Source organism: Bradyrhizobium sp. USDA 3240 (assembly GCF_054063295.1).
Genome location: NZ_JBSSGD010000002.1, coordinates 7,621,311 through 7,635,905, shown reverse-complemented (window position 1 = coordinate 7,635,905; position 14,595 = coordinate 7,621,311). Strand labels below are relative to the sequence as shown.

The following is a 14,595-nucleotide window of genomic DNA, read 5'->3' as shown; positions in this document are numbered from 1 at the left end:
GGTTCAGGTCTCATCCGATTGCAGACGGCCGGCGTCCGCCAGCGCGGGGGCCTCGTCGCGCCGCCGGCGCCTCGTCCACCAATCGACAACGAGCTTGCCGATTCCAAGCACAAAGCCCTGCGGCGCAAGCATCACGGTGGCGAGCAGGAGCACGCCCATCAGCACCAGCGCGGCCTGCTGGCTGTAGACCGTGATGGTCTGGAAGCCGAACAGCAGCAGGAACGATCCGACCAGCGTCGCGGTCAGATCATTGCGTCCAGAGAACGCCACCCAGACGATCGGCATCGCCGCCGCCGGCAGGCCGATGCTCGACGGCGTGATGAACTGCCCCCAGGACGTGTACAGCGCGCCGCTGAGACCCGCGAGGCCGCTGCCGATCACGAATGTCAGAAGCTGGTATTTGCGGACGTCGTAGCCGAGCATCTCGGCGCGCTGCGGGTTTTCCCGCGTCGCCACGATCACGTTGCCGATGCTCGAGTTCACCAGCATGCGGAGCGCGACGTAGACGATCACGATCAGCGCGATCATGAGGTAGTAGAGCGCCGATCCTTCGATGTCGAAATTGCCGACGGTGAGCGGATCCATCCCCTTCATGCCGTTGAAGCCGTTCAGCCGCGCTGGACCGATATGCCATTCCGGCCCGGCCGTCTGCCCGAGGAAGAAGGCCAACACCAGCGTCGCCGACAGCGTCACGATGCCGAAGAAGATCCCGCTGATGCCGCCCCAGATCATGAAGTAGCCGAGAATTCCCGCCGCGATCATCGCGATGACGACCGAGAGCACGAGTGCTGCGATCGTGGCCGTTCCGCCGCCCATGTTGATGGCGAGCACACCATAGCCGTAACCGGCGATGCCGAAGAAGAAGGTCTGGCCGAACGACAGCATGCCGCCGTAGCCCCACATCAGGCAGAGTCCGAGCGCCATGAAGATCCAGATCAGGAAGTAGGCAAAGTTGCCGACATCGTAGGAGTCGGCGAACAGCGGATAGATCAGCGCGCCCGCCAGCACGGCAAGAAAGCAGGACCAGAAGATCTTTCCGCGTCCGAGCGTCTGCGGACCGTCGAGCAGCTTCAACATCAGAAATTCCCGTCTAGCGCCCACGACGAACCAACACGCTGGATAGCCCCTCAGGCAGCACCCGTATGATCAGGATGACAGCAAACAGCATGCCGATCTGCCCAATGATCTGGCCATAACTCGCATTCAGCGCCATCCTGATCATGGCCAGGAACACCGCAGCCGGCGCGGTCCCGAGCAGGACATTGGCGCCGCCGATCACCACGGTGACAAAGCTCTCGACCACGAAGGTCGCGCCCATGGTCGGGATCAACGTCATGGTCGGCGCGTAGAGCGCACCGCAGAGCCCCGCGAGCGCCGTGCCGATCCCGAAGCTGATGGAATAGATGCGCCCGGTGCGCGCGCCGAGCGCTTTTGCCATGGCCGCATTCTGCATCGTGGCGCGCGCGATCACGCCGAAGCGCGTCTTCATGAAGATGATGTAGAGGCCGGCCAGCACCGCCACCGCACAGCCGAACAGCACAAGGCGATAGGTCGAGAACGTGTAGCCTCCGATCGCAAAACTTCCTTCCGGCGTACCGATGCCGCGCACCGCGGAGCCTACGATCAGCAGCATCGACTGGGTCACGATCAGGCTGAGGCCCCAGGTCGCGAGCAGCGAGTCGAGCGGACGCTTGTAGAAGCGCCGCACGATCAGCAACTCGACGATCATGCCGATGACACCCGCGGTCAGCGCGGCCAGGATCTGGGCGATCGGGAGCGGCACGCCGAGATTCACCAGCCCGACCGTCACATAGGCCCCGCACATGATGAACTCGCCATGCGCCATGTTGATGACGCCCATCATGCCGAACACGATAGCGAGGCCGGCCGCGGACAGGATCAGGAACGCGAAGACGTCGGCGAACTGATAGAATAGCGAGAAGAGTTCAGCCGACATTCCGCTCTCCGTGATCACGGCGCCGCATCATTGCGGCGCCGGTTCGCTTCAAACTCGAGATGCAAGACACGAGCAAGATTCGTGCCCGTACGCGTCACGATTTGCTGGGAAGATGACTCGGCGTGTACTGATCCTTGTCGTTCTTCTTGGTGAGATCGCAGCCGATCTCGCCAAGCCAGTATGGCTGGATCGTCCCGTAGTCCTTCTCGACGGTCACCTCATGCTTGGGCCCGACCGAGATCAGGCGCATACGGTGCGACGTATGCTGGCTCTTCGGATCGATGCAGACCTTGCCCTCGGGGGCGTCGATGCAGGCATCGCCGGTCGCGATCACCTTGCGCATGTCCTCGAGCTTGGTCGACTTCGCCTTCTCGACCAGCGCCTTGTACATGTAGAGCGCGTTATAGGCGTTGTAGCCCATGTCGTTGATGTAGAGCTCGTCCGGGAACTTGGCGTGCCAGCGCTTTTTGAAATCGTTGGCTTCGGGCGTGTCGATCTCCTCGAACCAGTTGGCGGTCGCATGCATGTTATTGAGCGCCGGCGGCTTGAACCGCTTGTGCTCGAAGCCGAGCATGACCTTGATCGAGGACCCCATCGGCAGATTGAGGTTGGCGGCGGCCGCCTGCTCGAAGAACGAGTCCTGCGCGGCGCCGACATTAATCGTGAGCAGCCAATCCGGCTTCGCCTTCTGGATGTTCTGGATCGTCTGCGCGAATTGCGACACGCCGAGCGGGATGAACTCCTCTCCCACGACCTCGCCGCCGAGATCCTTCATGATCTTGCGGTTCCACTCGGCGGAGATCTGGCCGAAATTATAGTCGGCCGCGATAACGTAGACCTTTTTGCCGAACTTCTGGACCATCCAGGGGATTAGCGTCGAGAACTGCTGCTCAGGCACCGCGCCCATGCTGACCATGGAGGCATCGCACACGCCGCCTTCATACTGGTTCGTGTAGAAGTATGGCGTCGAGGTGCGATCGACGATCGGACGCAACGCCTCGCGCGACGCAGAGGTGATGCCGCCGATCAGCACATCGACCTTGTCGCGGTTGAGCAGCCTTCGGCCGAACTCCTGGTAGCGGGCATTGTCACCTTGGGGATCAAGGTGAATCAGCTCGATCTGGCGGCCGAGAATGCCGCCGCTCTTGTTGATCTCCTCGACCGCGAGCTGCGATCCATGCAGCTTCGGCATGCCCATGAATGCCAGGTCGCCGGAGACATCCTCCAGCAAGCCGACCTTCAGCGGCGGGTCGGCCGCCTGAGCGGCACCAATTGCAGCCGTCCCGAGCACGGCACCAAGCAAAGCCATTCCAAATATACGCCCCGAATTCATCGCGATGTTCCTTGTTGAAAGATGTTGGACGTCACGCCTTGAGGTAATTCTTCAGGATCGACGCCCCCATCGTGTATTTGGGGTCGACCATGTTGCCGAGCCGCATGCGGCCGGCCTGGCTGAGCAGCATGTAGGCGTCGATCTCGTCGAAGCCGTAGTCGGCACTCATCCACCGCACGAGCTCGCGATAGGCGATCCGCGCGGCGTCTTCGAGCGGCCGCGCGCTGCCGATCGTCATGATGAAGTCGCGCGTCTCGAGCCGCGGCCAGGCGAAGCTCCAGTTCTTGATCAGATCGATCTGCAGCGTGACGGTGGCGCGTTGTTCGAGCGCGACGCCCGAGAGCTCGCCATCGCCTTGCGTGGCGTGGCAGTCGCCGACATAGAGCAGCCCGCCTTCGGTATGCACCGGAAAATAAATAATCGAGCCAGGTGCGACGTCGGGCAGGTCCATGTTGCCGCCGTGATAATCGGGCTGCAGCGAGGAGATCGCCTCGATCTCGGGCGACACGCCGATCGTACCGATGAACGGCTCATAGGGCAGCGTGATCTTGTCGTTCCAGCGCACGCCGTTGCGATCGACGTGCAGCTTCTTGACGCGCTCCGGCAGCGGCGGATTGAGTAGCGCCGTAGACGCCGTTCCGACCAGGCCGCCGAACTCCGGAATGATACAGGTGGTGCCGGCCGGCTGCGCGCCGCGGGTTTCGACATCGCGGATATAGACGGCGAGGCAATCCCCCTTCCTGGCGCCCTTGACCGCGATCGGCCCGCATTGCGGGTTCAGGTAAGGAAAGTTCAGCTTCGCCGTGGGGCTGTCGCTTTCGCTGGTGAGCACGCCGCCGAAGGCATCCTCGGTCTCGACGACGACCACCCCGCCCGGATCGATCGACAGCGTCGGCTTAGCATAGGGTCCATAGACGTAATGGAAGCTGCCTTGTTGCTCGATCGTCAAACTATGGGTCGTGCCCGTCGCGCCCTTGGCGACGGCCCGCTTGGCCATGATGGAACTCTTCAACCAGTCTTCGGTCATTTGAATGGCTCCTCAACTCAGATCGCGGGATGGCGCTTGTGCCAGTCGGTGACGCGCTGGAAGGCATCGCCCGCACGGACGAGACTTGTCTCGTCGAAATGGCGGCCGACAAACTGGAAGGCGACCGGACCGCCGTTCGGCGCGAAGCCGCCGGGAAGCGTCACGGTCGGGCTGCCGGTCATGTCGAACGGGCAGGTAAAGCGCAGCAGCCCGGTAATCAGCGATGGGTCCTCGCCCAGCGCCGCCATCTTGGCCAATGTCGGCGCCGCGAATGCCTGGGCCGGGACCGCGATGAGATCGACCGTGTCGAACAGCAGCCGCACGGCGCCGCGAAACGCTTCGCGCCGCAGCACGATCTTCTGATAGTCCACGCCGGACTGCGCGCGGCCGAGATCGAGCAGGCCGGCGAGCGCCGGACCGTATTCTTCCTTGCGCGCGGGATAGGTTTCTTCGTGTGCAACGGCCACTTCGATGCCGCACAGCGGGAACCAATCCTCGATCACCGCTTTCGGATCAGGGAACGTGATGTCCTTGATCTTCGCGCCGAGATCAGCAGCAACCCGCAACCCTTCGCTGAGCACCTTGCCGGCAGCCTCGTCAGTGCCCTCGCTGGTCCAGCGCCGATCGACCCCGATCGTCACTCCACGCAAGTCTCCGGACATACCGGCGAGATAGTTCGGCACGGCCAACGGCACCGACGTGGTGTCCTTGGGATCCTGGCCGGCGATCACGGCGAGGATCGCGCCGCAATCGGCCGCGCTGCGCGCCATCGGGCCGATGTGATCGAGCGTGGCCGCGAGTTCGAAAGCGCCGTAACGGCTGACACGGCCCCAGGTCGGCTTCAGCCCGGTGATGCCATTGGCAGCCGAGGGAAAGCGGATCGAGCCGCCGGTATCGGTTCCAAGCGATCCGAAGCAAAGCCCCGCCGCGGTGGCGACGCCGGAACCGCTCGACGATGCGCCGGACCACAGATCGGCATTCCACGGGTTCTTCGGCGGATCGATCTTCGGGTGATGATCGGCATAGGCGCCCTCGGTCTGCTGCAGCTTGCCGAGGATCACAGCACCGGCATCCTTCAGCCGCGCGACCACGGTGGCATCCTCACTCGGACGGAACTCGCGATGAATGGTCATGCCGTGCGCGGCCGGCGCGCCCTTGACCCAGCACAAATCCTTGACGGCGATCGGCACGCCGTGCAGCGGCCCCTTGATCTTGCCAGAGGCGATCTCCTTCTCGGCGGCCGCGGCGTCGGCAAGCGCTGCCTCGCCCATCACATAAGCGTAGCTCTTGAGCTTGCCGTCGAGCTGCTCGATCCGCCCGAGCATCGCTCTTGTCACCTCAACCGACGAGAGCTTTTTGGCCTGGATCTGCTGCCCGACCTCAATGAGCCCGAGATTGTGAAGTTCCGTTGTCGGCATCGTTTCTCATCCCCGCACTTGGCACGACGCAAGCGCAGGCACTGCCCATCACCGCGCATGCGCCTCCGGCTTGGCGACACGGATGTGTCGCCAATTTGTTTGGCGGCAAAAGCAAAAAGCCACCCGCCCCTCCAAACGAAGGTGACGAATGGCCCAAATGCCGCGGCTATGAACTATCGCGTGGGTCCGGGATCGAACGGAGCACTCTGCGCGGCGATCGGGACGTCATCGGCCAAATCGACGCACGCAAGGTTCGACAGGAAGCCCTGTAGGAGAAAATTCTAAGGAGGTGTGCAGCGCGTTGTCAACGAGGCTTGCTGCACAAATTTCGCGAGGTGCTGCGCAGCAAATCGGCATGACCTCTTGCACCGGCCTCTGCGAAGATGGTTTCCTGCATGAAGTGCACTGAAAGTCGTCGATGACAAAGCCGTCCATTCCCGTTGGCATCATCTGCTCGCAGCACGGGCCCTATCAGGCCATGGGGCGCGAGATCCTGAAGAGCGCCATGATGGCGGTCGACGAGATCAACGAGCATGACGAGTTCGACTTCGCGATATCGGCGCACGTCCGCGATCCCCGCGGTATCATTTCGGAATACCATACGGTCTGCGACGATCTCATTCGCAATGTCGGGGTCGAGCACATTATCGGCTGCTACACCTCGGCCTCGCGCAAACAGGTTCTTCCGATCGTCGAGCGCACCGACCGCCTGCTCTGGTATCCGGCGCGCTACGAGGGGTTCGAATGCTCCGACAACGTCATCTATGTCGGCGCCTCGCCAAATCACAACGTGCTGCCGCTGGTGCGCTACGTGCTCGACAATCTGTCGCGCGAGATATTCTGCGTCGGCTCCAACTATGTCTGGACCTGGGAAACCAATCGCGTCACCCGCGAGCTGGTGACGGCGGCGCGGGGACGGATTCTGGCGGAACGCCTGCTCGAGCTCGGTGAAAGCGCGGTTACGCACATCGTCGACGAGATCGTGCGGCGTCGGCCGCCGGTCGTATTCAACACGCTGGTCGGCAGTTCGAGCTATGATTTCATCCGCGCGTTTCATGCCGCAACCCTTGCTGCGGGTCTCGACATCCCAATGCTGAGCTGCAGCCTGTGCGAGCCCGAGCTCAAGATCGCAGGTCCCGCATCGGCCGGCTGCATCACGTCGTCGGCCTATTTCGAAAGCATTCGCCTCCCTGAGAACCAGGCCTTCGTCGCGCGCTGGAAGGCGCGTCACGGCCAGCACAGCAGCCCGTCGGTGGACGGGCAATCCGCCTATGTCGCAGTCTATCTGCTGGCCCGCGCGCTGCAACGTGCCGGCACATCCGATATCGGCGAGGTGCGGCGCGCCGCGGCCGGCCATCGCTACAATTCGCCGCAAGGTCCGGTCTGGATCGACGGTAGCAACAACCACTGCGTCCTGACGCCGCGGCTCGCCGTCTCCAACGCCGAAGGACAGTTTGACATCTTCTGGGAAGCTGAAGCTCCGGTTAGACCGGATCCCTATCTGACGCAGCTCGACATCGCCGCCGGTCCCGCAAGGGATGGAACGTTGCCGAATGCGCCGCATTTGCGGGTTGTGAAATGAGCAAGCCGTCATCATTTTCGCTGCGCGGACGCAAGGCGCTCGTCGCCATCAAGGACGAGCGCGACGCCACCATCGTCAGGCGTCAGTTCGAGCGTCTCGGGATCGACATCGTCACATGGGATGGCGACGCCGATATCGACTGCCGGCCAGATGTGACGCTGATCGACGACGAGTTCCTGCCGCTCGCCTCGCCGGCACAGCGCGCGGCGCTTGGGCGAAGCCCGGTCATCGCCCTGCTCGGCACCGAGACGCCGAGCCGCCTCAAGCTGGTGCTCGACCTCGATCCGGCCTCGTTCCTGGTCAAGCCGCTGCGCTCGGCCGGCATCTATGCCGCGCTCGTCCTCGCCTTCGAGCGAAGCGAACGCAACAGCGAGCTGAAGCAGCAGGTGCTCAAGCTCGAACAGCGTCTTCGATCCCGTCGCGTCGTGCTTGCCGCCGTCCTTCAGGTCATGCACACCCATGCGCTGGCCGAGCCGGCCGCCTTCGCAATGATCCGGCGGGCCGCCATGGAGCAGCGCAAGACCATCGAGGAGCTCTCGGCCGAGATCACGGCAAATGGCTCCCTGCCCCGCGCGGCGGGCTAGACCTTACGACTACTTCTTCAGTTCCGCATAAAGCTGCATCACCCGTTGCGGCAATACCTCGATGCGGGGCACCCGGAGCGCATGGCGCTCGCCGAAAATGCGATCGAGCTGCGGAAATTTGTCCTCACCGATTCCGAAGGCAAAAATATCGGCACCGCGCCGCCGCAGTTGCTGGGCTGCACGGCGCGCGTCCTCCACCAGATATTGCGGATCGGGCACATCGACGTCGGACGGCTCGCCATCGGTCAGAACCAGCAACACTTTGCGGAATGCGCGTCGTCCCGCGAGGTAGCCCCCGGCGTGGCGCAACGCGGCACCGAGCCGGGTGGAATGGCTGCTGCCAAGGCCCGCGAGACGCGAACGCACCACGGCGTCCATCGGCTCCTCGAAGCTCTTGATGCGGAGATAGCGCACGCGCTCACGGCCGTCGGAGCTGAAGCCGTGCACCGCGATCGCGTCATTGGCGGCCTCGACCGCCGTCGCCATGATCGCGGCGGCCTTGCGCTCGACGTCGAGAACCGTCCGGCCGCGACGATCGCGGTCCGCGGTCGATTGCGACAGGTCCAACAGCAGCAGAACGGCAAGATCGCGCGGTCCCGGCGCATCGCGCTGGTAGACCCTGGGCTCGCTGATACTGCCGGCACGGCGCTCGATCGTCAGCGCGATTGCCGCATCGATGTCGAGCGCCTCGCCGTCACGCTGACCTTTGTGTCTGATACGGCGGCCGATCGAGGCGTCGCGGGTCAACTCGGTGATCCAGCGCATCGCCTCGGCATCCGTCGAAGGGTCGAACGGCTGGGCGGATACCGCGGCATCAGCCTCCAGGATCGTGGTCCAGTCCGCCCGCTCGGTGCGCGTGGCATAGTCCCATTCCGGGTAGGTCGCAACCGGAAATCCGTCCAGCAAGGTCACTGCCGCAGCCTTCGCGCGCAGCGTTTCGTCGGGCCTTGCGTTGTCGTCGGTCGACTGCCCATTGGCGTCGTCGCGCCGCTCGATCCGCACCGAATCGACCGCGAGTTCGATCGTCTCGGCCGGGCTGTCCGGCTGATCGCCAAAATCCCACAGCGCCAGATTGTCATCGCGATAGGCCGGCTCGACGACGTAGCTCTTGGCATTGAACTGCAGCCGCATCTGCCCGATGTCGTTGCCGAGCAGTCCGCCGATCTCGCGGCTGATGGCCGGATCAATCCAGCGGTCGGCGGCTTCGGCAAACAGCGCGCGCCCCTTGGTCACCCACGCATCCGGATCCTGATAGTCCGGATCGATCAGCGCCCGTGCCAACCGCGTCATCAGTCCGGCGGCAGTTGCCTGGCCGGTTGGCGTCGCACTGTGAAACGGCAACCACAGCCGGCGCAGCCCCGGCATCTCGCGAAGCGCCAGCGTCTCGACCCTGGCATCCTCGATCAGCGAGACCAGCGCAATCTGCAGCGCCTTCAACCGCCCCACGGGAAAGCGGACGGTGGAGTGCACCAGATGCGCGCCGGCATGCGCGACCGCCGCGAGATAGATGGTGTCCGCCTCCTCACCCGCGAAACCGGGAAAGGTCTCCGGGAGGCCGATCAGGCCCGCGGCGAGCGAGGCGCGCCGCGGCACCGGCGTCGGCGCCATGGTAAGCTTGCGGAAACGCGGCTTCCTGTTCCACAGCGCAAGCGTGGTTGCGGCGAGGCGCTTTTCCAGCCGTGCAAAATCATCGCCGGTCCGGCCGACCGCGAACAGCCGCACCGAGAGCGGATCGTCGAGCGCGAAATAGGCGCGCCGGCGCGATGCGTGGCCGCCGCTTGCGCGCAGGCCGGCCGAAACCCAGGCGGAAAAATCGTCGGCCCCGGCATGTGCGAGCAGCGGCTCCAGCCGGCCGATCGCAAGGCCCACCGATTCCGGGCCTCCATCTGCGAGTTGGCCAAGCGCCGCAAGGACCGCCGTGAGTTCTCCAGCACCCGCGAGCCGCGGCAGCACTTTAGACAATTCGGTCAACAGCCCATGGGCGGCGCGGCTTCCGGCGCTACGGCCGATATCGCCCGCGGCGCGTCCGATCGCGATCAGATCATCGGTCGATCGCGGCGCCTGCCATTGCTCCGATAGCTTTAGAAAACCCAGCACCACGGCCTGGCCGAGGTTGGCCTCGAACAGGTCGTGCACCGCCTCGTCCCAGGCCGTCAGACGGTCGAGCGAACCCATCCGATGCAAGGCGGCCCGCGCCGACTGCACCGCCAAGGCGATCTCATCGTGGCCGCGCAACAGTGCCGCAAGCCGGCGTCCGGATCGGAAGCCATCGAGCGAACTGATTTGCGCGACCGCCACCTCCGGGCTTCCATTCACGCAGAGGCCGAAATCACGTCACGCAACGTGTTCCTGGTGTCCGCATCATCGGTCAATGGAACCACGATGGTGGTCTCGCACGCCTTTTCGAGGCTGATGCCGCATCCGATCAAGCGGCCGGCATTGACCAGCATCCGGGTCGAGGCGCCTTCGTCGAGACCCTGGCCCTTCAAATTGCGGCTGTGCTGGGCGATCTTCACCAGGAGATCCGCGAGGTTCGGTTCGATGCCGGCCTCGCGCGACACCACCTCGGTTTCCGCCGACCGGTCGGGATAACTGAAATCCAGCGCCGCAAAGCGCTGCTTGGTGGATTCCTTGAGGTCCTTGATCGCGCTCTGATAGCCCGGATTGTAGGAAATCACGAGCTGGAAATCGGAATGCGCGTGGATCAGCTCGCCACGCTTTTCCAGCGGCAGGACACGCCGATCGTCGGTCAAGGGATGGATCACGACCGTGGTGTCCTGACGCGCCTCGACGATCTCGTCGAGGTAGCAGATCGCGCCGAGACGCACGGCCGTCGTCAGCGGCCCATCGCTCCACACCGTACCCTCGGCATCGAGCAGCCAGCGGCCCACCAGATCCGCCGCCGTCATGTCCTCGTGACAGGCGACCGTGATGAGCGGACGGCCGAGCCGCCAGGCCATGTATTCGATGAAGCGGGTCTTACCGCAGCCGGTAGGGCCTTTCAGCATCACCGGCATGCGGTTCGCATAGGCCGCACCGAACAGTTCGACCTCATCCTTGAGCGGCCGGTAATACGGCTCCTGGCGGATGCGGTACTGGTCGAGCAGCAAAGCGGGATTGGACAAGCTCACGCCTCCCATGATCGCGCAGGCAGCCGTTCGCAACCGTTCGTACTCACGATGCGAGCAGCTCCTTGAGCTTGGTATCGATGAAGGCGACATCGATCGGGTTGGTCCCCGGCCCGCCCGCGAAGTGGCCCCAGATCGACGGCACCGGCACGAACCTGGCATTCGGCATGTTCGCGACCTCGTTCTCGCTGTCTTCAGGCGGGAAGTAGAGATCGGTCTGCCCGGGCATGACATAGGCCTTGGCCTTGATCGCCCTCAGCGCAGCCTTGAAGTCGCCATTGTAGATCTCGTTGGCGCTGATATCGCCGTTCTGCCAGGTCCACAGCATGGTGAGCAGGTTGTTCGGGTCCTTCGGCAGGAAGAAGCCTTCCCAGAATGCCACCAGGAAATCCTCCAGCGACGAATAGCCCATCGTCTTGATGTCGAGCTGCTCGCGGTAGAAGGCCTGCGAAAAGCCCCAGCCGGCATAGACCCGCGCGGCGGCGCGCAGGCCGCGAGCCGGCTTGTCGGTGTACCAGCCCTCCTTCCAGGCCGCGTCCGCTGTCAGTGCCGCCTTGACGCCTTCGAGGAAGACGTAGTTGTGGCGCGAGCATTTCGCCGAGCCGCAGAACGGCGCCAGCAGATCCATCATATCGGGATAGAGCGCGCCCCAATGGAACGTCTGCAACGCGCCCATCGACCAGCCGACCACCAGCCGGATGTGCTTGATGCCGAATTTTTCGGTCACCAGCCGGTGCTGGGCACGAACATTGTCATAGGCAGTCACCTGCGGAAAACGCGGCCCGTTGTAAGGCTCCGGCGTGTTGCTCGGCGACGACGACAGGCCGTTGCCCAGCATGTTGGGAATGATGATGAAGTACTTCGCCGGATCGAGCGCCATGCCCGGCCCGATCAGCCATTCATTGTCGTAGTGCTGGCCGGAGTACCAGGTCGGATAGACGATCACGTTGTCCTTGGCCGCGTTGAGCTGGCCAAACGTCTTGTAGGCGAGCTTGCAGTCGCGGAGGGTCGCACCGCGCTGCAAGGTCAGATTGCCGAGATCATAGATCTGATAGTCGACGCTCATTGATGTACCCTTCTTGCTTGATCGAGCTTGTCGCTTATGCGGGGCGCGCTACCTTTTCGGTGGAAGATTCCACCCGCGCGATCACCCCGTACACGATGCCGGCGACCAGCGCGGCTGATATCGCAGTGGACAGCCCCGGCATCAGATTTTCAACCGCAAATGCGCACAGCGACCCGATGCCCCAGGCGATGAACGGCTTCGCGCGCCAGTCGACGTCCGCACGCGACCCGGTGCGCAACAAATACTGATCGACCAGGATGATCGCACCGATCGGCGGCACGAGGATGCCGAGCAGCGACAGCCACTGGATGAAGAACGCCCAAACGTTGCCCGCGGCAACCACGATGCCAATGGCGCCGAGGATCACGGCCATCAGCCGCATGTTGGTCCCGAGGATACGCGACCAGCCGGTGGCCGCATTGTAAAGACAGTGCGAGCAGACCGATCCGAGATTGGCGTAGAGGAAGATGAAGGCGAGAATGCTGAGCCAGGTGAGCTGCCTGCCGTTCATGTAGCCGAACATGTTGTCGACGCCGAACGGGTTGGCATTCGGCACCGCAAGCGCGGCCGTCATCACGCCGCCGACCAGCATCGCCACCAGATTGGCGAACGGAAACGCGCTGAACGTGGCAAACAGCGATGCCCGCGGGCTCGGCGCCCAGCGGTTGAAGTCCGCGGTCACCGTGCCGGCGTCGATGAACAGCGCGAGCACAACCGTGAGGCCAACGCCCATCGACATGCTGGCGACGCCGTTATTGCCGGCATAACTGAAGATCGCCGCTGCCGTCGTGGTCGAGGCTGCATCGGCTGCGACCCAGGGGCCGAGGACGACAAACAGCGGCACCGACGCAAGCCCGATATAATGCAATCCCTTCACGCCGACGAAGGTGATGCCGATATAGAGCACGCCAGCGACGATGGTCATCGCCACATAGTTGAGGCCGTAGGTCGAGGAGATCAATGCGCCCGTGATGCCGGTCTGCACCGCATACCAGCCGAGCAGCAGGGTCGACAGCAGGCCCGACGCCAGCACATAGCCCTTCTTGCCAAAGACGATGCTCGCGATCAGCGCGAAGTTCATGCCCTTCCGCGTGCCGATCAGGCCGAGCGCGCCCACATAGGCGAACATGATCAGATTGCCGATGATCATGGCCACCAGTGCGTTCTTGAAGCCCATGCCAAGCACCAGCAACGATCCCGTCATGGCGCCGGTGATGATCATCGGAAAGCCCAGCCACACCATGGTGACCGAGAAGGCGCTGCGCCGGGCGCTGATCGGCACCGGCTCGTGCTCGAATTCATGGCCGAGAATGTCGTCGATCTGCCCCTCGGTCTGATGCGCCAGTCCGCTATTTGCTTCGCTGCTCATGGTAACCCCCGTTTCCCGCTGCAACAGTTTCAGAACCGCGCCGGCGCGAATGATCGCGCCGGCACAGCCCGGTTTTCCCAAATCAACGATGTGCGACTTTCTGGTTCGGAATACCCTCGATCGGACATTCGTCGGTCCCGACGGTCGGACGCGTCATGGCTTCAACCATCTCCCGCGTACCTTCGGGGTCCGTGATCCAGTTCTTGTAGAAGGTGTACGGACAGACCGCGTGGCCGCGATCGCCCTCTCCAGAGTTGATCAGGCCGGTATAGCCGCGGTGCATCAGCTTGAAGAGATGGTTCTGCGACTGCATGTTGCGGCGGGCATCGCGGATCAGCGACACCGAGAGCTGGGCGTACTGGATGCCGTTCTCCTCGGTGCCGCATTCGCCGAGCGTCCGGCCGTCGAAGCCGATGAGCGCGGAGTGGCCGAAGTAGGAATAGACGCCGTCGAAGCCGGAGGCGTTGGCGACCGCAACGTAGCAGTTGTTGGCCCAGGCCATCGATTTCGAGATCTGGATCTGCTGCTCCTTGGCCGGATACATGTAGCCTTGGCAGCGGACGATCAGTTCGGCGCCGCGCATCGCGCAGTCACGCCAGATCTCCGGATAGTTGCCGTCGTCGCAGATGATCAGGCTGATCTTCAGGCCCTTCGGCCCCTCCGAGACGTAGGTGCAATCACCGGGATACCAGCCCTCGATCGGCACCCACGGCATGATCTTGCGATACTTCTGGACGATCTCGCCCTTGTCGTTCATCAGGATCAGCGTGTTGTACGGCGCCTTGTTGGGGTGCTCCTCATGGCGCTCGCCGGTCAGCGAGAACACGCCCCAGACCTTGGCCTTGCGGCAGGCATCGGCGAAGATGCGGGTTTCCTCGCCCGGCACCGACGAAGCCGTCTCGTACATCTCCTTGGAGTCGTACATGATGCCGTGAGTCGAGTATTCCGGGAAGATCACGAGATCCATGCCCGGCAGGCCGAGCTTCATGCCCTCGACCATCTTGGCGATGTTGCGCGCGTTATCCAGCACCTCGGCCTTGGTGTGCAGGCGCGGCATCTTGTAATTGACCACGGCGACGCCGACCGTGTCCTTGCTGCTCGATATATCTCCATGCAACATGTCTCGACTCC

Annotated in this window: 12 protein-coding genes; 2 read left to right on the top strand and 10 right to left on the bottom strand. The window is 63.5% G+C overall.

Features of this window, described 5'->3' with window-relative positions:
- Positions 1-3 precede the first annotated feature (3 nt).
- The 5 genes from ACVIGA_RS36510 to ACVIGA_RS36490 form a co-directional block, all read right to left on the bottom strand.
- Positions 4-1,077: a branched-chain amino acid ABC transporter permease gene (locus tag ACVIGA_RS36510; RefSeq protein ID WP_456669813.1), complete on the bottom strand. Its 1,074-nt coding sequence runs from the start codon at positions 1,075-1,077 to the stop codon at positions 4-6.
- Positions 1,078-1,090: 13 nt separating this feature from the next.
- On the bottom strand, positions 1,091-1,957 hold the full coding sequence (locus ACVIGA_RS36505) for an ABC transporter permease subunit (protein WP_456669812.1): 867 nt from the start codon (positions 1,955-1,957) through the stop codon (positions 1,091-1,093).
- A 94-nt stretch (positions 1,958-2,051) separates the two neighbouring features.
- The gene (locus ACVIGA_RS36500; protein ID WP_223968692.1) at positions 2,052-3,266 is read right to left on the bottom strand and encodes an urea ABC transporter substrate-binding protein; all 1,215 of its coding nucleotides are present in this window, start codon (positions 3,264-3,266) and stop codon (positions 2,052-2,054) included.
- A gap of 55 nt (positions 3,267-3,321) precedes the next feature.
- Positions 3,322-4,317: an acetamidase/formamidase family protein gene (locus ACVIGA_RS36495; protein ID WP_092125403.1), complete on the bottom strand. Its 996-nt coding sequence runs from the start codon at positions 4,315-4,317 to the stop codon at positions 3,322-3,324.
- 17 nt (positions 4,318-4,334) lie between these two features.
- A complete protein-coding gene (locus tag ACVIGA_RS36490; RefSeq protein WP_456669811.1) occupies positions 4,335-5,735 on the bottom strand; it encodes an amidase in 1,401 nt (466 codons plus the stop codon).
- Positions 5,736-6,153: 418 nt separating this feature from the next.
- Here ACVIGA_RS36490 and ACVIGA_RS36485 point away from each other — a divergent pair, with 418 nt between their 5' ends.
- Complete coding sequence (locus tag ACVIGA_RS36485) at positions 6,154-7,317, top strand: transporter substrate-binding domain-containing protein (RefSeq protein WP_456669810.1); 1,164 nt, start codon at positions 6,154-6,156, stop codon at positions 7,315-7,317.
- Entirely contained in the window at positions 7,314-7,901 is a 588-nt protein-coding gene (locus ACVIGA_RS36480; RefSeq protein ID WP_456669809.1) for an ANTAR domain-containing response regulator, read from the top strand. The genes ACVIGA_RS36485 and ACVIGA_RS36480 overlap by 4 nt, the downstream gene beginning before the upstream one ends.
- A 9-nt stretch (positions 7,902-7,910) precedes the next feature.
- Here ACVIGA_RS36480 and ACVIGA_RS36475 read toward each other — a convergent pair whose 3' ends face one another.
- The 5 genes from ACVIGA_RS36475 to ACVIGA_RS36455 all read right to left on the bottom strand — a co-directional run bounded on the left by ACVIGA_RS36475 (position 7,911) and on the right by ACVIGA_RS36455 (position 14,584).
- Entirely contained in the window at positions 7,911-10,199 is a 2,289-nt protein-coding gene (locus tag ACVIGA_RS36475) for a VWA domain-containing protein (protein WP_456669808.1), read from the bottom strand.
- 14 nt (positions 10,200-10,213) lie between these two features.
- Complete coding sequence (locus ACVIGA_RS36470) at positions 10,214-11,026, bottom strand: CbbQ/NirQ/NorQ/GpvN family protein (protein ID WP_342722836.1); 813 nt, start codon at positions 11,024-11,026, stop codon at positions 10,214-10,216.
- Between the two features lie 49 nt (positions 11,027-11,075).
- Entirely contained in the window at positions 11,076-12,095 is a 1,020-nt protein-coding gene (locus ACVIGA_RS36465) for an alpha/beta fold hydrolase (protein WP_456669807.1), read from the bottom strand.
- Positions 12,096-12,129: 34 nt separating this feature from the next.
- Entirely contained in the window at positions 12,130-13,464 is a 1,335-nt protein-coding gene (locus ACVIGA_RS36460) for a purine-cytosine permease family protein (protein ID WP_456669806.1), read from the bottom strand.
- 82 nt (positions 13,465-13,546) lie between these two features.
- On the bottom strand, positions 13,547-14,584 hold the full coding sequence (locus ACVIGA_RS36455) for an aliphatic amidase (protein WP_092125395.1): 1,038 nt from the start codon (positions 14,582-14,584) through the stop codon (positions 13,547-13,549).
- Positions 14,585-14,595 lie beyond the last annotated feature (11 nt).